This is a genomic window from Hyunsoonleella sp. J2K-J805, assembly GCF_057167125.1.
The window spans coordinates 2,405,966-2,424,643 of the sequence record NZ_CM169901.1 but is presented as its reverse complement, the minus strand read 5'-3'; the positions used below and the strand labels follow the sequence as shown (position 1 = coordinate 2,424,643).

Genomic DNA, 18,678 nt, shown 5'->3' with positions numbered 1-18,678 from the left:
AAAAAAATAGCCTTCAGAATATAAAACTCCGGAGGCTAAATAAAATCTGTTTTTATTGTTACATAGCGGCTTCGTAAATACCTATGGTATCTTCTAAGGTTACTTCTCTTGGGTTTCCTCCAGTACAAACGTCATCTAACGCGTTTTTAGACATAAGTTCGAAATCCTTTTCAGCAACACCTAATTCTTTTAATCCAGAAGGAATGCCAACAGCTTTGGATAGGTTTTTTATAGCTTCTATAGCAGCATAAGCACCTTCGGTATCACTCATGTTTGAAACATCAACACCCATAACTTCAGCTACTTTTTTTAATTTTGGCGCACATTCTGGAATATTAAACTGCTCTACGTGTGGTAATAAAACGGCATTTGCCACGCCATGAGGCATATCATAAACACCGCCTAACTGGTGTGCCATAGAGTGTACATAGCCTAAACCTGCATTTGAAAATGCTTGTCCTGCAATAAATTGACCCCAGGCCATTTGATTTCTAGCCTCTAAGTCCTGCCCGTTTTTCACGGCTTTTTCTAAACTACCAGAAATAAGTTTTATAGCCTCCAGCGCTAAGGTATCAGACCACTCAAAAGCGCCTTTGGTTACATAAGTTTCTATGGCATGGGTCAATGCATCCATTCCAGTTGCGGCAGTTAAATCAGCAGGTTTTCCCAACATTAATTCAGGGTCATTTACTGCTATTGCTACCAAACAATTTTTGTCTACCATCACCATTTTTTTATGAAGCTTTTCATCGGTAATTACATAGTTTATGGTAACTTCACTAGCAGTACCAGCAGTTGTATTTATTGCTATGATAGGAAGAGATACATGTTTTGACATATGTATGCCTTCATAATCTTCTATATCACCGCCATTAGTTGCTAAAATACCAATGGCTTTACCGCAATCTTGTGGCGATCCGCCCCCTAAGGTTATTATAAAATCACAATTGTTTTCTTTTAAAACCTTAAGCCCGTCGTTTACATTTTTAACTGTTGGGTTTGGTTTTACATCATTAAAAACAACTGTTTTAATATTTGAAGATTCCAGCATATTTAGTACCGTTTCGGCAACGCCAATGTCCATCAGTACTTTATCGGTTACAAAAAGTGCTTTTTTGTAAGGTAACTCTTTTAATTCTTCTGCAAGATCATTTAAGGCACCTGGACCTATCATACTTAAAGGCGGCAGGTATATTTTTCTACTCTGTAACATATTGTAACATTTAGATATTAAACTAATTTGCTACAAAATTCTTGAATAGTTAGCTGTTATTTAATGACTTTTGTCACATTAGTAAAATGATTGTGTTTTTTGACTAAAAGTAAATTACATTGCTATTCTTTAGTTTCCTTTAGAAGCTCATAGCCTTGATTAATACCTTTTTCAACAGCGGGAACACCTCTTTCCATCCAAACAGGTTTTGGAGCACTTTTCAAATAATAATCGAAAAATTGTGACATCCTGATATTAAAATCTTTTCTATTTTGATATTGTAAAGGCCAGTGCGGTTCGCCATTATAGTTTAAAAACCAGGAGGGTTTACCCAAACGCCGTAAGCTTACAAAAAATTCTATACCTTGATACCATGGTACATGGCCATCAGCATCGTTATGCATAATGAGAAGTGGTGTATTGATTTTGTCAATATTAAAAATTGGAGAGTTTTCAATGTATCGCATTGGATATTCCCAAGGCGTACCTCCAATTCTGCTCTGGGTGTGTTCGTATTGAAACTGTCTGCTTAATCCCGTCCACCATCTAATACCACCATAGGCGCTAATCATGTTTGGGACAGGAGCGCCACTTTCAGCAGCTTTAAAGATATCTGTTTTAGTTACCAAATACGCTATTTGATAACCACCCCAACTATGGCCTTGAACCCCAATATTATCCTTATCAATAAACCCTTGGTTTATTAAATGTGTAACCCCAGGAATCACACAGTTATAGGCGCTTTCTCCAGGGTAACCTACGCGGTACTCTACATCTGGATTAAAAATCACATAACCACGGCTTGTGTAAAAACTATAATTTATGGTAGATCGTCCAAAGGAAGGTGCACGATGATTGTGCAATCTATCAGCGTTACGTTCGTAGAAATTAACAATCATGGGGTATTTTTTATTAGGGTCGAAATTTTCTGGTTTTGCCAATAATCCTGTTAGGTTTTTTCCATCTAAAGATGTCCATTCCACAAGTTCAATGGTGCCCCAATTAAAGTTTTTTTGCTGTGGATTAGCATCACTTAAAACGGTTTGCTTCTTAAAATCTAAATTGGTTAATCTTAAATTAGGGAATTCTCCAAAAGATTCTCTAGTAAATACAATTGAATTTGCTAATTCTGCCTTTTCAGAAACACGATATTTGTAAGATCCTTTTTCTAACTGTTTTAGCTTGTTGTTTTTTGGATTAAAAGATGCAAAACCAGCTTCTTTTGTGTTTTCATTGAATGTGGATAGTAGCCAATTAGAGTCGGTGCTAATAAAATCAACATCCTTATCTAATTTTATATAACGATAAACCGTTTTTGAGTTACGTCCATTAGTTAAATTAACAGACTCACCAGTATCTGGATGGTACTTCCAAATATCATAACGATCGTATAATAAGATGTATTTATCGGACTCTGTCCAACCTGCTAACCCGTAAGAACCTGGATGCTTGGGAGAATCATTTAGTTCATCATAAAATGGCTTACTCTTTGTAATTGCATTGTATTTATTAGTAGCGATGTTATAGGTAAACCATGTGCTATCAATCATCTTGTAGCCATAAGCATACTTTCCTTTCGGACTCAAATTAGCATTTCTAACTTGTTTAAACGCTAATTGTCGCTCAGCTGTTTTAAGATCCACCATTGCATAATCCCTAATGCCCATACCGGTCCATTGGCTTTCTAATTCATATGGAGTTTTAGTGCTTACCAAGGCTATGTTGGCATTTCCTTTATCGGTTAATTTAGCATCTGGAAATTCGGTAGTTTCAATTTGAATTGTCTTTTTTGAATTAAAATCATAAACCGTTTCGTAAGATTTTATAGTATCGTTTTTCACTTGCAATTCCTGAACGGTGTAAAGTGTTGGTTCGTGATAGGTCCAAACTTCAACATTTACAATGTCGTCTTTAAGCAAGGTTGTATCCTTAACAATGGGAGGTGTCCTTAAGCCAAAATACAGTTTGGATTCATCCTTTGAAAAATCCAATGCTCCGTGAGGCGACACAAGATAACCATCGGGAGTAGAAGTACTGCTATGAAGTTTACTAGCCAAATTTTCGCCTTCCTCCCAAGTGTATAATGCGTTGGGACGTATTTGTATTTTAGTGGTATCCGTATCTACAATAAATGCGAAGCGGTTACCTGATTCACTTAATTTGAGTTGCGAATATTTCGCATTAGCAGATGAAAAGGTTCGTGTTAGTTTGTTTTTATCGAAGTCATAAATGTGGACACCTTCGTTTTTGTAGTCGTGTTCACCTGTACTTGAAAATGCTAGTTTTTGTCCTTTTTTCGCAAAAGTATATTTGGTTACAAATTTAAAAGTATCTTGGGCTTTAGTAGTTAAATTATGTACAATTAAATGATATCCGTTTTTCTTACTAACCTTTTTCGCTTTCTTGTCTTTTTTTGTTTTAGAACTGTCGGTTTCTTTTTGTTTCCCCTCTTTTTTCATATCCTCTAAATAGTAGGCCAAATAACCAGACCATTTTTCTGGAAGGCTGTATGATTTTACATTTGGAATTTTTGATAATGCTTTGGTGTTGAGGTTATAAATAGCCAAGGTGTCTTTAGGAAGCTTGTCTTTTTTTACTTTTTTACGCTTCAAATTATCGACAGCTTCTTTTAAAGGTTTTATGGTAAAGGTTAGGAATTTAGAATCATATGAAAATTTACCATTAGCGGCACAATGGTATTCCAAGAGGGTTTCCCCTTTTTTTGATTTTAAAATCAGACGACTATCGGAGTTGTCAACTTCCAAATCGTAAACTATGAAGTTTCCATCAGGAGAAATTTGTTCATTATCTATAGATTTCCATTGTGCGACATCTTCATGGGTTAAAACCTTTTTCTGCGCAGTAGAAATTAGTGAGACAAACAGGAATAGGTATGCTAGCGTAATTCGCATAAATAAGTATTTTTAAGATGATATAAATATAACTAAACTGTTTGATTCTAGTAACTTGAAGCGCATGTAGTTTTATGGGTTTGAGTAATGTCCCCTTGAGGGGACTTTAGGGTTGTTTTTCAATAGATTAAACCCTAATGCGCCTCCAACCAGTTATCACCTATATCCAAGTCCACATCCAAAGGCACTTCCAATGTATAAGCATTTTCCATTTCGGTTTTTACTAAAGATTTGATAGCGTCCAATTCTGGTTTGTAGACATCAAAAACCAATTCATCATGTACTTGTAAAAGCATTTTAGTTTTAAAATTACCTTCTGAAAGCTTTTGATGTATATTAATCATAGCAATTTTAATGATATCGGCAGCACTACCTTGTATTGGCGCATTCACAGCGTTACGCTCTGCGGCACCGCGCACTACGGCATTTCTGGAATTAATATCCTTTAAATAACGACGGCGCCCTAAAACTGTTTGTACATAGCCATTATCACGTGCAAAATCTACTTGTTCGCTGATGTAGTTTCTAAGTTTAGGATAGGTTGCATAATAGGTGTCAATCAATTCTTTAGATTCAGCTCTCGATAGATTTGTTTGATTGCTTAACCCAAAAGCTGAAACGCCATAAATTATTCCGAAGTTCACTGTTTTAGCATTGCTACGTTGTTCGCGCGTGACGCTGTCCATGGGAACATTAAATACTTTTGAAGCTGTAGAGGCATGAATGTCTTCCCCGTTTTTAAACGCGGTAATCATGGTTTCTTCTTTGCTTAAGGCCGCAATAATGCGCAGTTCTATTTGAGAATAGTCTGCAGCTAACAGTGTGTAATCTTCGCTTCGCGGAATAAATGCTTTACGCACTTGACGCCCACGTTCGGTCCTAATAGGGATATTTTGAAGGTTTGGATTATTACTACTTAATCGCCCAGTAGCAGCCACGGTTTGCATATAATCGGTGTGCACATGTCCGGTACTTTCATCAACCTGGGTTGGTAAAGCATCTACATAAGTGCTTTTTAGTTTTGAAAGCCCTCTAAAGTCCAATATATTTTGAATGATATCATGGTCTTTAGCCAAATAACTAAGCACATCTTCGGCGGTAGAATATTGCCCTGATTTTGTTTTTTTAGGCTTATCAACCAATTTCATTTTTTCAAAAAGAATAATACCCAACTGTTTTGGTGATGCGATATTGAATTCCTCACCCGCTTTTTCATATATCTTTTGCTCTAGAGATTTGATGTCATTCTCCAAAACTTCAGACAATGAATTTAAAAATGCTATATCCAAGTTAATACCCTCCAACTCCATATCTGCCAAAACTCGCAACAAGGGAATTTCAATCTCATCAAACAGTTTTTGGGTATTGGCTTCGCCTAATTCATTTTGAAAATGTTCTTTAAGTTGCAACGTGATATCCGCATCTTCAACCGCATATTCAGTTTGTTTTTCCAAGGGCACGTTTCGCATTGATAGTTGGTTCTTTCCTTTTTTGCCGATTAAGGTTTCAATGGAAATAGGTGTATAGTTCAAATACGTCTCAGCCAGTACATCCATATTATGGCGCATGTCTGGATTGATGAGATAGTGTGCCAACATGGTATCAAACAGTTTCCCTTTTACATCAACATTATATTTTGCTAAAACTTTGATATCGTATTTTAAGTTCTGACCAATTTTTTCAATGGTTTCACTTTCAAAAAACGGACGCAATTGTTCAATCAATTCTTGAGCTTCATCTTTTCTTTCGGGAAACGGCAAGTAAAATCCTTTACCCGCTTCCCAAGAAAATGCAATACCCACCAATTCTGCTTTAAGCGGATTCAATCCAGTAGTTTCTGTATCAAAACATACCGAAGTTTGGCTCATCAAGTTTTTAATAAACAATTTTGTTGCCATACCTGAAGCCACACTTTGATAGAAATGCGAAGTGTTTTCGGCTGTTTTACGTTGCAATGTGTTTTCTGTTTGCGCTTCCGCGGAAGATGGATCTGATCCGAATAAAGAAAATTGACCTGCACCAGCAGATTTCATTTCAGTTGGAGTTGCTTTGGTTTCAGTTGTTTTTGAAGTTTTGGTAGATTGATTTGTTATAGGTGTTTCAGTTGAAAACGTTTTAACAAAATTGTCCGTTAAGCGCCTAAACTCCAATTCTTGAAATATGCCTTTTACTTTTTCAACATCAGGATGATCCAATTCAAAATCTTTGGCATTAAATTTAACAGGTACATCTAGCATAATCGTCGCCAATTTTTTAGAAAGTAAGCCCAATTCACCATTAGCTTCTACCTTCTCTTTCATTTTACCTTTTAGCTGATCGGTATTCGCCAAAAGCCCTTCCATACTGCCGAATTGTGCAATAAATTTTTTAGCGGTTTTTTCACCAACTCCTGGTAAACCAGGGATATTATCACTAGAATCCCCCATCATCCCTAAAAAGTCAATCACTTGCATTGGGTCGTCCACTTCGAACTTTTTCTGGACTTCAGGAATTCCCCAAGTTTCATAACCACCTCCAAACACGGGACGGTACATAAAGATATTTTCAGTAACCAATTGCGCAAAATCCTTATCAGGGGTCACCATATAGGTTTTGTAGCCTTCTTTTTCTGCCTGTCTCGAAAGTGTTCCTATAACATCATCTGCTTCATATCCCTCTTTTACCATAATTGGAATATGCATCGCTTCCAAAATATTGCAGATATGTGGAATTGCAGTGCGAATCCCTTCAGGAGTCTCATCGCGGTTGGCTTTATATTCTTCGTACATTTCAACCCTGTCTACACTGCCACCCTTATCAAAACAAACGGCTAAATGATCAGGACGTTCGCGTTTAATCACATCCAAAAGAGAATTCATAAACCCCATAATGGCCGAGGTGTTTTCCCCTTTTGAATTAATTCTAGGGTTTTTTATAAAAGCATAATACCCACGAAAAATTAAAGCATAAGCATCAACTAAAAAAAGGCGTTTTTGGTCTGACATTTTGAATGTTTTGATAGAAAACCAAAGCTACGAAAAGTTGACTTTAATTCTATTGAAACAAAAATTTAATACGTTACTTTTTGTTTGTCCAGTACTGTTTTAGTTCTGTAAGCATAAAACAATAAGTAAACAAAACATGCGACAGCAATCCAGTAAGAAGATTGAATGTCAAAAACATCAGCTAGTTTTCCCTGTACGGGTGGTATGATGGCGCCACCAAGAATCATCATAATTAAAAAAGCAGACCCTTGTGATGTGTATTTTCCCAGTCCGGCAATACTTAAAGTGAAAATACATGGCCACATGATAGAGCAGAACAATCCTCCTGATAAAAATGCAAACAAAGCAATATTTCCAGATGAAAACAATCCGATAAGCATACCGATAACGCCTAATAAACTGAAGATTTTTAAGGTAGCCACAGGGTTATCTTTAGCTAGGAAAAAGCCTAAAATCTGTACGGCAATACAAATGGCAAAAAATAAAATTTCGTTTGTGGTGAAGCTATATTTTATGGAGTTTACTAAAATAATCACGCCAAAAGCAACGTAAGGTACAATGATGAGCAATGCTTTTTTTAACCCTTTACTCGGATTAAATACCGTTATGGAACCAACCCATCTCCCAATCATCAAACCGCCCCAATACAGGGATATGTAGGACCCCAACTCAGAATCATTAAGCACTGGCAACCCAATAGCGTTGAGTCCAGAATTGGCAACCCCTTTTTTAAGTAGTTCGCCTAAATTACTTCCAATGGTTACTTCAACACCGACGTAAGTAAAAATGGCCAGCATTCCCAAAACAAGTTGTGGATACTTCATGGCACCCCAACCTTCGCCTTTTTTTGAAGCACTAGAATATGCAAAAAACACCGCAGCAATTACAGCTATTAAAGCTACAAAAAGAATTATCAAACGCGTTTGTTCTAAATCTTCTGAAGCCGTTGTGTTTCCAGAATAAGTACTAAATATGTAACCAAAGCAGCCTATGATTACAAGGGTTAAAACAATTAATAAATTTCGAGCTTTATTGGCGGGTTCAAAAGCGGTTTCAGACTTTAGGGCGGGCAATTTTTTTGAAAAATGAAATAAAGCAGCGGCCGCTAAAAATAAAATACCAACGCCTACATAAAGCCACTGTACGGTTATTAATGTGATTTCGTTATTAGCAATCATATTTGCCAATTCGCTAGTAGACCAAGAGGCAGAACCGAAAATAACCAAACTCACTACCACAGGGCCAATTGTAGTCCCAAAAGAATTAATACCACCAGCTAAATTTAAGCGATGCGATCCCGTTTTAGGGTCGCCTAAAGCAATGGCAAAAGGGTTCGCAGCAGTTTGTTGTAACGAAAAACCCAAACCAACAATAAATAGTACAATAAGCACAAAATAGAACACAGCGGTTTGTCCCTGTTCTGCACCAGAAGTAGCAGGAAACATTACAAACGCACCAATTGCAGAAAGCAGTAAACCATAAACAATACCATTTTTATAGCCCCAATTATTTAGAATATCCCTTTTTATGGCACTGGAAAGAATAAATAGCAATAATGCCCCTATGTAATATGCCCCATAAAAAGCAAAATCCACTAATTGTGATTGAAATTGATCAATATTAAAATAAGTTTTGCAAAAAGGGATGAACACACCATTTGAGGCTGCAATAAACCCCCAAAAAAAGAAAACCGTCACCAACGTGGCTAAAGCAGATTTGTTGTTTTTATGTTCCATAAGTTAGTTAAGTTGTTACAGGTTGCCTAATATACTAAATTGTATAGTAACTCTTTTTCTGCTCTTCAGTATTTTTTAATAATAGTGCGTAACTAAAATCATTAACAATATTATAAGATTAGCTACGTGCTTTAATCATTATATTTACAAAAAAAGAAAACTATGTTACGGTGGGTTATTTTCTTGCTCATATTTATAATAATTGATGTTTATGCTTTTCAAGCGTTTCGTACAGTGTCAAAAAATATTTGGCTAAATGTAGTGTACTGGATTATTACCTTATTGGTTGTTGGTAATCTGATATTTCAATTTTATGGTTTAACCCGCAAGGATTTTGGTAATCCCCAAGCCTTTGCTTTTGGATTTTTCTTGGCTATTTTAATACCTAAAGTGATCATTCTGGGAATCATGTTTGCCGAGGATGTTTTTAGGGTACCTCAAGCCGCATTTCGTTATTTTACTGAGGGTTCAAATGCTGATGTAAAATATTTGCCCTCCCGTAGAGCCTTTATTTCTAAAATAGCTTTAGGTATTGCTGCCATTCCTTTTGGAGCTGTATTGTATGGGATGTATAGGGGGAAATATAACTTTAAAGTACTAAATTATACATTGACTTTTGAAGATCTACCCAAGGCTTTTGATGGTTATAAATTAACACAAATTAGTGATGTGCACTCTGGTAGTTTTGACAATATCGAGAAGGTAGAATATGCCATTAATTTAATAAATGAGCAAAAAAGCGATGTTATTTTATTTACTGGAGATATGGTGAATAATGAAACAAAGGAAATGCTGCCGTACGTTGATATTTTCAAAAAGCTTAAGGCTAAAGATGGCATGTATTCAGTTTTAGGAAACCATGATTATGGTGATTATTTAAGATGGGAATCCGCGGAGGCTAAAGCCCAAAATTTAGAAGATTTAAAGGATTTACAAAAGCAAATCGGTTTTGATTTGCTATTGAATGAAAGCAGGTACGTGGAAAAAAATGGAGAGAAGATAGCCTTAATTGGTGTAGAAAACTGGGGGGCTGGAGGCTTTAAAAAAGCGGGAGACTTAAAAAAAGCATCTCAAAACATCGACGCCAAAGATTTTAAGATACTGCTAAGTCATGACCCTTCACATTGGGAAAAACAAGTGATCCATGATGATTATCATTATCACTTAACGCTTAGTGGGCATACGCACGGTATGCAGTTTGGTGTCGAAATACCAGGTTGGTTTAAATGGAGCCCTGTAAAATGGCGCTACAAGTATTGGGCAGGTATCTATAAAGAATTGGGACAGTATATAAATGTAAACCGAGGTTTTGGATATTTAGGATTTCCAGGTCGCGTTGGTATTTGGCCAGAAATAACCGTGATAGAGCTTAAAAAAGGCTCGCAAAGTGCGTAATTGCATGTAAATGTTATATTTACTCTAAAAATTTACTTATTTTTATAAATAAGTCAGAGTAAACCCGCAAAAAAAAGAATTTTAGGTATCGTCAAAAAAATATGTGGGTTTGTGTAAGATGTTTTAACTAAAACATTAAAAATATGTCAAAATTTGGGGAATTAATTGATGTTGAAGTTCCGGTTCTGTTTGATTTTTATGCAGAATGGAACGAACAATCTACAGCAATGCATCCTGTGCTTCGTGATGTTGCCGCTGCCCTTGGCGATAAAGCTAAAGTCATTAAAATTGATATTGAAAAAAATCAAGAACTTGCTGATGCACTTCGCGTTAAAGGCTTGCCAACATTAATTATTTACAAAGATGGCGAAATGAAATGGCGTCAAAGTGGGGAGCAAGATGCCGATACCCTTATTGAAATCATTCAAGAGTATATTTAAGCCATATTGTTTTGGGTGTTTGCCAGCCTCTTTTAAAAAAGGTTTTGTTTTTGAGAAATCTGTTTATTAGTATCTAATATAACGTGAGTTCGATATAAGGTTTCCTTATTAATATACTGAAAAAGAACAAGTTCTCATTTCGACAGAGCGAGGAACGAGCGACGAGAAATCTCAAAAGCGATGAGATTCCTCCTCGATTGCTACACAATATACTTTCAATCAAAATATATTTTGATTTCAGTAGCGTTCGGAATGACAGAATAAATCTTATTTTACAGATATTTAGCTGTTTAAATTGCAGTTTACGTCGAACTCACGTTAATATAGGCAGTTAATCTCGGTGAAAGGCTAAGGTAACTAGTAAACACCAATTTGAAAACCTATCATTATTAGGTTTTTAGAATTAGGTGAGAAAAAGCCTTTACTAAATAGGAATTGTTTTGTTATTCTTCTCCAACGTGTTTTTTATAAAATTTCCATACTTCTTTTGCCACATCTCTTCCCAATTTAAGTCCGGCCACATTATCAGCCTGTATGTGGTATCCACCGAAGACTCTAGAGATACCAGCCATTTCTGCTGTTTCCGTAAATGTGGGAAATTCCAATGTTATTGTATCTCCCAAGTTATTTGGTTCTGTCATAGCTCCAGCCACTAATTGAGCCTTAGAACCAAATTCGTCACTCCCTGTCCATATTTTTAAGGCTTCTCCACACCCCCCGCTAATAGTACTATGTCCCGAGACATAACTTGGAAAAGGTGGACATAAAAATGTTTCGGGTGAATAAGGCCTCCATTGTTTTCCATCCATTTCAATAATGCCTTTGCCTTCACCGCCCCAAGCCTTTATTTTTTGGTTCTCATAATATTCATGAACCAATGCATATGGTCTAGCATAATCATAATACATTTTGGAATCCCAAGAAGCAATAAAAGCATCCATTGCAACTACTTGGTTGTAGAAGTACATTTTTACGTCATGGTCTAACGTATGGTTATCTCTTCTTGAAACGTCTTGTGCAAATTTTAACCAATGTCCTGCCTGCTGGACAGATTGTGGACCGTCTCGCATAAATTCTACTAAAGCCTTTTGATAGTCTGTTAAATTAGCTTGCATTTCAATTACCTCTTGAACTTCTTTTTCCAATTGCGGGGAGCCTATCATTGGTGGTGGGCCAGGTCTAAATTGGTGTCCTGATTTTAAGGCAATTGGTTTGACTTTATCCCAAAAAGGTGTCAAACAACCTGGGGCAAATTTTCCTCCTTTTCCATCCGAAAAGTATTTTGGTTGCCAACGATTTGCATCAACACTTTTATCTGCTGAATTGATAGGTTCATAACCTACATAATTGAAATAAGGTTTACCATTTGATCCTTCTTCCTCTCCATATTGATTTGCTCCGTCTGCTTTGCGTGCTTCAATTACAGCTTTTGCGGCTAAATTTCCAATTCCCTCTGGAGTGTTTGGGTCAAGACTCTCATTATTTGGGTTTAACCCCAGTTCTCTCATAAAATTTTCAAATAGTTTTTTGTCCGAATAGTAATATTCGTTCATTGCTCTGAATGCGGCATAACTGATAGCTACTTCTTTGTTTTTTAATGTTTGCTCTTTGGCAGGTTGCCGTTCAACTTTACTCAAATAAACAGGAACAGCTTTTTCATCGTACCTTGACCAAGCATCAAAAACTGCAACAAAGATTAATCCCAAATAGCGAGAGGTTATTGTTGGTCTTGGTTGAAAGCGTTCTGTGTCATTCGCTGTTGCAGTTAAAGCCATTTCACCCCATTTGTAGGCAATATTATTGACTCCTACAGGTTCTGATACATTTCTGGTTTCGCTTTGGTTATTATTTTGTTTACATCCGAAAGCAAGAAATAACATGAGTATGATTAAGTAGATTTTATTCATATTTTATAGGGTTAATTATGTTTTTTCTAACGAGAAATAAAATTGCAGATATATGTCACTTTAATTAGTTATATCCACGTTTTACGAAGTTATAATTTATTTCTATCAAAGTCAACCTTAGAATAATTGGTAAATGGTATGGTCAAAACGAATTTAAACTCTTAAACCGATATCCTGCTTCAGTATAATGTTTTAAAACTTTAGGAAGCGCATATTGCATATTTTTTGAGGCCTTAATACTATCATGAAACACAATGATACTTCCGTTTTTTACTTTTGAAATCACGTTATTAAGGCATGCTTTTTTTGAAACCGTGTTATTCCAATCAAAAGACAACACGTCCCACATAACAATATTATAACCTTTTTCTATGAGCGATTTACCTTGTTTGGGCGTGATTTTTCCGTAAGGCGGACGAAATAGATTTGTGATTAATGATTTACGATTTACAATTTCGGATTTGGGACTTGGCATTTGTGATTTAAAAACGGTTTCGCAGGCCTCAACATCTTTCAGGTAAGCTTTTTTCTTAGATTTCCAACCTTTTATATGATGTTGTGTATGGTTACCAATACGGTGTCCGCCATTCAAAATCTCTTTAAAAATACCAGGGTACTTTTCCACGTTCGCACCAATGCAAAAAAAAGTAGCTTTTGCATTGTATTGGGCCAGCGTATTTAAAGTCCAATTTGTAATTTCGGGTGTTGGGCCGTCATCAAACGTTAAATAAATCTCCTTTTCTGAAGTGTCAATATTCCAGATGTAATTCGGGAATAGCGACTTCACAACTTTAGGCGTTTTTACAGGTGTAAACGGCATAATTTTCTGCCAATATATTTAATCTACGGCTTCAATAGGCGCAGTGCTATCTGCAGGGATATCCACATCGGTGTTTTCTACATCATCTACATCTTCTTCCCCATAGAAATACTTAAACAATTTTAGATAATTATTAAAAGTAGTACTTTCTTTCTCTGCAAGTTCTATATCGTAATTGGCAAGCACGTCAATTAAACCCTTGTAACGCTGGATATCAACATAAATATCCTCAAACAAACGTTCTTGGTTCTGTTCTGATAAACCGCTGTAATAGGTTAGGTTTTCTTGGTACTTTTTGCTCACTTTAAAATATAGGTCTCTCGCTTTTTCCTTAGAGCCTACTTCATAATAGGCACCAATGTATGGTTCTAGTAATGTATAATATCCAAAATATTCAACAGGCATATTTTCCATTGCTATATCTGCAATTTCCTCGGCTTTTTCAAGTTTCTCTTCATTAATTAATTCTTCAACCAAACGTGCTAAGTTGCCTCTGTAGGTTATAGAGTTTTTGCGTGTTTCTGGGTCGTGATATATATCTGGACTTCCACTATTGCCCCAATCCCATGTTTTTACTTTTTCATACATTAAATCCGTATCAATACGGCCCATATCAAAAGGATTTGCCCTGTCAACTTCAGTTTTAATCGGTACAAGTTTATAGCACATTCCGTCCAATTGAAGGTAATCTTTCATCCAGATATAGTCGTCATCGCCAAAGCTTCCTCCAGTGAAATAAATAGGACGTTTCCAGTCATTGTTGGCAACCACATCTAGCATTAGCAAACGGTTTTTGTAAATAGCGCCCCCTTTGATGGTGATATCAATATGTGGCACAATTTTATCGGCATCTTCAGGTTTTACAATACCGCTTTTTAGGGCGTTTTCTTTGTTAACATCAATGCGAATGTTGCGGGTGTATAAATAATTGGCATTTAAATCTTGGTTTCTAATACTGCTAATATCATACCCCTGTTTCTGCATGAAATACCTGTATTTTGTTTTTGGATCATCACTTTGAATAAAGTTTAAAGCCTTTTTTAAACTTATGGTGTCTTTAGTAAGTGGCTCAATCCTAACATAATCGTTTGTGCCATATAGATAGTCTTTATGGTCTAATTGCGATGGAATAGGGTCACTCTCATAAGCTTTCCGCTTCATTTGGTCTATATACCAATCTGTTTGGAACAAGCTGGTGTTTACTACTCTAACATCTGTACGATAGCCTTCAATTTCTTGAGCATACCAAAGGGCAAAAGTATCATTATCACCAATGGTAAATAGTATGGCATTTTCGGCACAGGAGTCCAAATATTTTCTCGCCATAGCTTGTGCGGTGTATTTATTAGAACGGTCATGGTCGTCCCAATTATTGGCTACCATGATACCAGGTACCAACATTAAGCAAGCTACCGTAATTACGGGTACGGCTAGGTATTTGGGCAATTTATCTTTTAAAGTGTGGTAAATAGCATAAACTCCAAAACCAATCCATAATGCAAACACATAAAACGAACCAACTACAGAATAATCACGTTCACGAGGTTCAAACGGACGCACATTGGTATATACTTGAATGGCAAGTCCCGTAAAAAGGAAAAACACCAACATTACCCAAAAGCGTTTTCTATCAATATTTAACACAAAAAACATTCCTATAAGCCCTAATATTAGAGGCAGGAAGTAATAAGTATTTCTTGCTTTATTGTTTTTTACATCACTTGGTAAATTATCTTGGGAATAACCCAAATGCCACTCGTCAATTGGTTTGATGCCACTTATCCAATTGCCATTATTATCCAATTTACCCTGTATGTCGTTTTGTCTTCCTGTAAAATTCCACATGAAATAACGCCAGTACATATAACCTAATTGATATTCAAACAAGTACCTGATATTACTTGCTAAACTGGGTTTTTCAATATTTAAACTACCTTGTTCCTTTTTTAGGAAGTTATTGTAATCTTCATAATCCACATTGCCCTGAGCAACTTGGTTTCTAAAGTCATTTATTTGTCTTTTGTATTGGGTTACTTCATTAAGCGCATAAGTATTGGCCTGTTCTTCACTAGCACCTGCATTAATGGCGGCCCTATAGTATGATTTGTAAAGGTCTTTACTTACTGTAAAGTTTAAAAAGCCAGTATACATCATATAGTTTTCGGCATGTTCACCACTCCACATTCTTGGTAAAATAGAAGCATGCTCTGAGTTATAATTCTGTTTAGCATCTTTATAATCATTTACTATAACGTATTCTCCTTTTTCCTCATCCTTCTCGTATTTTGGTTTATCATCTATATACGGATTGTTTTTATCCAAATAGGCATACATATCGGTAAACTGCGGGCCAAAAAACAAGTGTGTTTCAGGATATTGCTCTAAATTATAATAGGCTAACAGCTCCCGTGCACTTGATGGATTATTTTCATTAATTACTACATTCGCATTGGCACGAATAGGTAGCATTAACCAGGTTGAAAACCCAATAATGATAAAAGTTAAACAAAGAATACCTGTGTTTAAATGCACATAATTTTTTTGCCTTGTATACCTCAAAGCATACAAAATAACACCAACTAAAAATAAACCTGCAATGATGGAACCAGAGTTAAAAGGTAAACCAATGCTGTTCACAAAGAAAATCTCGAAAACACTAAAAATCTTAAGAATATTTGGTGCCAATAATTTGAACACAAACAACAGAATTGCCACCGACACCACATTTGCAATAATAAAGTTTTGTACGGTAACCGTTTTGTAGTTTTTAAAGTAGTAAATAAGCCCAATTACGGGAATGGTTAATAAACCCATAAAGTGTACCCCAAAGGACAGTCCAATTACAAAAGCAATTAAAATCAACCAGCGATTACCGCGGGGTTTGTCCATATCCTGCTCCCATCGTAATGCCAACCAAAATAGCGCCGACATAATTAAGGTAGCCATCGCATAAACCTCAGTTTCTACGGCGTTAAACCAAAACGAATCACTAAAGGTAAAAGCTAAACTACCTACTAAGCCACTTCCTAAAATGGCCTGTAATTGTGGTTTGGTTAAATCTACGTTCCCTTTGTTTTCTGCGTTTTCAGAATTTAGATGCCTTACAAGTTTGGTAAGTAGCAATGTAATGGTCCAAAACATGAATAAAATAGTAAAAGCGCTAGCTACGGCGCTCATCATGTTCATCATCCATCCAATAAGCTCATTATTGCCAAAAGTAAACGTTGAGAAAAAAGCCCCAAGCATTTGGAACAAAGGTGCTCCTGGAGGATGCCCTACTTGTAGTTTTGATGCTGTTAAAATATACTCTCCTGCATCCCAAAAGCTTACCGTGGGTTCAACCGTTAAACTGTAGGTAATTAAAGCAATTAAAAAAGAGAACCAGCCCAAAATGGTGTTCCATTTTTTAAAATTAAAATCCATCATCTAGAATCTGTGTTTGTTAGCTGTGGCGAATTTAACAATAAATATCAAACGAGAATAAATATTATATTCCCGTTAACATTAACGTTTTCACATCGTGCAGATTATGTCTCACGAACTCTTTTTTTAACACAAACGGTTTCATAGCGCGTATTTTTCTAAAAAAAATCTTGTGCAAATAAAACTTTGTGCTAAATTTGCACCTGCCTTTGCCGACAGGCAGGCACGCATTAGTTTATTGGCCTATGGTGTAACTGGCAACACGTCTGGTTTTGGTCCAGAAGAGTCTAGGTTCGAGCCCTAGTAGGCCAACGTTTATTAAAAAGTCCTCAATGTATTTTGGGGGCTTTTCTTTTTTAATATCACGGTGTTGCGAGAAGTTTATCCTGAGCACAGTCGAAGGGAGCCCTAGTAGGCCAACTGTAATAAATCCTCATTAATTTTTTAAATGGGGATTTTTTGTTTTTTTGGGCGTTACCCACAAGGGGTCGGGCTTTCCGCTATATCTTTTTTGAGAAAAACAAAAAAGGATGCCGCTGCAATCCCTAACCTTTAGTTTGTATTCAGAGTAAAAGTTACCTTTATTCAAAAGAAAACAGAGGTGAACTATATCCCTAACTAAGATAGACTTAGCGCGCGTATCAGTCCTCTGTTTTCGGTTTGAATATCCGTTGAATTGCTTCAAATAGAATAGTAGATAAAAGCTCTAATAAAGGTTCTAAAGAAGTTCAACATTTTTAATTTACTTAAGGTTAAAATTATGAAAAATTATTTGTTTCACGTAGGTATTGACATTTCAAAATTAAAACTAGATATTGTTATGGTTAACAAGAATGACATCAGCCAAAAAGATCATTTTGTTGTTGCTAATAATGCCAAAGGTTTAAAGGGTATGCGCCTTAGGTTAAAACAGGGCGGTGTTGATTTTGAGAACACCTTATTCTGTTTTGAAAATACAGGGGTTTATACCTTTCCATTAAGCTGCTTTTGTTTTGATAACAATTTTGATTATTGGATTGTTCCAGCAGTAGAGATTAAGCGATCCAAGGGTATATCGCGAGGTAAGAGTGATAAGTCTGACGCAGGTGATATTGCATTTTATAGTATTAGGAATATAGACAAGCTTAAACTTTCAAGTATTCCAGAGAAAGAAATACAGCAGTTAAAATTGCTTTTTACAGAACGCGAGAAACTCAAAAAATCACTTTTACTATTTGGAATGACTAAAGAAAATAAAGATTTTATCTCGCCCGATGTCTACAACACCATAGCATCCCAAAATAAGAAAACCGTAAAATTCCTCCAAATGAGTTTAAAGTCTATTGAAGCCAAAATGCGAGATATTATAAAACAAACCCCTAAATTAAACCGGCAATTCGAACTCATAAAAAGTGTTAAGGGCGTTGGGGAGAAAACAGCCATTTATTTTATAATAGCAACAAAAGGCTTTGAGGTATTTGCTTCGGCGAGGAAACTAGCTTGTTATGCAGGTGTTGCCCCTTTTGGGTACAGTTCGGGCTCAAGTATAAGAGGCAAGACAAAGGTGCATCACATGGCGGATAAAACAATGAAATCGCTGCTTCAAATGTGCGCGCTCTCTGCGGTTAAACATGATGCACAGCTACGGGCATATTATCTAAGAAAACAAGAGGAGGGTAAAAATAAAATGTTGATTTTAAATAATGTAAGATGTAAAATTATTAGTCGAATTTTTGCAGTGATAAATAGAGATTCGCCCTTCGTGGATACCTATAAATTTGCAACATAAATTATCTAGATTTTATTTGGTTTTTATCATAGAATACGCACTTATCAGCTGGCTTCATTTTTGTGACATAGCTTGTTACT

The 18,678-nt window shown here is 36.1% G+C and carries 10 protein-coding genes and 1 tRNA gene; 4 read left to right on the top strand and 7 right to left on the bottom strand.

All coding sequences use genetic code 11. From position 1 onward, the window contains the following. Positions 1–58: 58 nt before the first annotated feature. The 4 genes from AC1B0Z_RS10740 to AC1B0Z_RS10725 form a co-directional block, all read right to left on the bottom strand. Positions 59–1,213 carry an iron-containing alcohol dehydrogenase gene (locus tag AC1B0Z_RS10740; protein ID WP_483791983.1) on the bottom strand — a complete coding sequence of 385 codons (1,155 nt, stop codon included), beginning with the start codon at positions 1,211–1,213 and terminating at the stop codon, positions 59–61. 122 nt (positions 1,214–1,335) lie between these two features. After that, positions 1,336–4,125, bottom strand: a complete 2,790-nt coding sequence (locus tag AC1B0Z_RS10735) for an alpha/beta hydrolase family protein (protein WP_483791982.1) — start codon at positions 4,123–4,125, stop codon at positions 1,336–1,338. Positions 4,126–4,259: 134 nt separating this feature from the next. After that, complete coding sequence (polA, locus tag AC1B0Z_RS10730; RefSeq protein ID WP_483791981.1) at positions 4,260–7,109, bottom strand: DNA polymerase I; 2,850 nt, start codon at positions 7,107–7,109, stop codon at positions 4,260–4,262. 65 nt (positions 7,110–7,174) lie between these two features. Further along, positions 7,175–8,845 carry an MFS transporter gene (locus AC1B0Z_RS10725; protein WP_483791980.1) on the bottom strand — a complete coding sequence of 557 codons (1,671 nt, stop codon included), beginning with the start codon at positions 8,843–8,845 and terminating at the stop codon, positions 7,175–7,177. A 162-nt stretch (positions 8,846–9,007) separates the two neighbouring features. Between AC1B0Z_RS10725 and AC1B0Z_RS10720 the strand changes: the two genes are divergently transcribed. Further along, entirely contained in the window at positions 9,008–10,240 is a 1,233-nt protein-coding gene (locus AC1B0Z_RS10720) for a metallophosphoesterase (RefSeq protein WP_483791979.1), read from the top strand. A 143-nt stretch (positions 10,241–10,383) separates the two neighbouring features. Further along, positions 10,384–10,680: a thioredoxin family protein gene (locus tag AC1B0Z_RS10715; RefSeq protein WP_483791978.1), complete on the top strand. Its 297-nt coding sequence runs from the start codon at positions 10,384–10,386 to the stop codon at positions 10,678–10,680. Between the two features lie 443 nt (positions 10,681–11,123). Here the strand turns inward: AC1B0Z_RS10715 and AC1B0Z_RS10710 are convergent, their stop codons facing one another. The 3 genes from AC1B0Z_RS10710 to AC1B0Z_RS10700 all read right to left on the bottom strand — a co-directional run bounded on the left by AC1B0Z_RS10710 (position 11,124) and on the right by AC1B0Z_RS10700 (position 16,833). Beyond that, the gene (locus AC1B0Z_RS10710; protein ID WP_483791977.1) at positions 11,124–12,587 is read right to left on the bottom strand and encodes a vanadium-dependent haloperoxidase; all 1,464 of its coding nucleotides are present in this window, start codon (positions 12,585–12,587) and stop codon (positions 11,124–11,126) included. A 142-nt stretch (positions 12,588–12,729) separates the two neighbouring features. Then, on the bottom strand, positions 12,730–13,407 hold the full coding sequence (locus AC1B0Z_RS10705; protein ID WP_483791976.1) for a polysaccharide deacetylase family protein: 678 nt from the start codon (positions 13,405–13,407) through the stop codon (positions 12,730–12,732). A gap of 18 nt (positions 13,408–13,425) precedes the next feature. Further along, positions 13,426–16,833 carry a glycosyltransferase family 117 protein gene (locus tag AC1B0Z_RS10700; protein WP_483791975.1) on the bottom strand — a complete coding sequence of 1,136 codons (3,408 nt, stop codon included), beginning with the start codon at positions 16,831–16,833 and terminating at the stop codon, positions 13,426–13,428. Between the two features lie 236 nt (positions 16,834–17,069). Here AC1B0Z_RS10700 and AC1B0Z_RS10695 point away from each other — a divergent pair. Both AC1B0Z_RS10695 and AC1B0Z_RS10690 read left to right on the top strand, forming a co-directional pair. Further along, positions 17,070–17,142, top strand: a tRNA-Gln gene (locus tag AC1B0Z_RS10695). Positions 17,143–17,590: 448 nt separating this feature from the next. Next, positions 17,591–18,598: an IS110 family transposase gene (locus AC1B0Z_RS10690; protein WP_483791703.1), complete on the top strand. Its 1,008-nt coding sequence runs from the start codon at positions 17,591–17,593 to the stop codon at positions 18,596–18,598. The last annotated feature ends 80 nt before the right edge of the window (positions 18,599–18,678 follow it).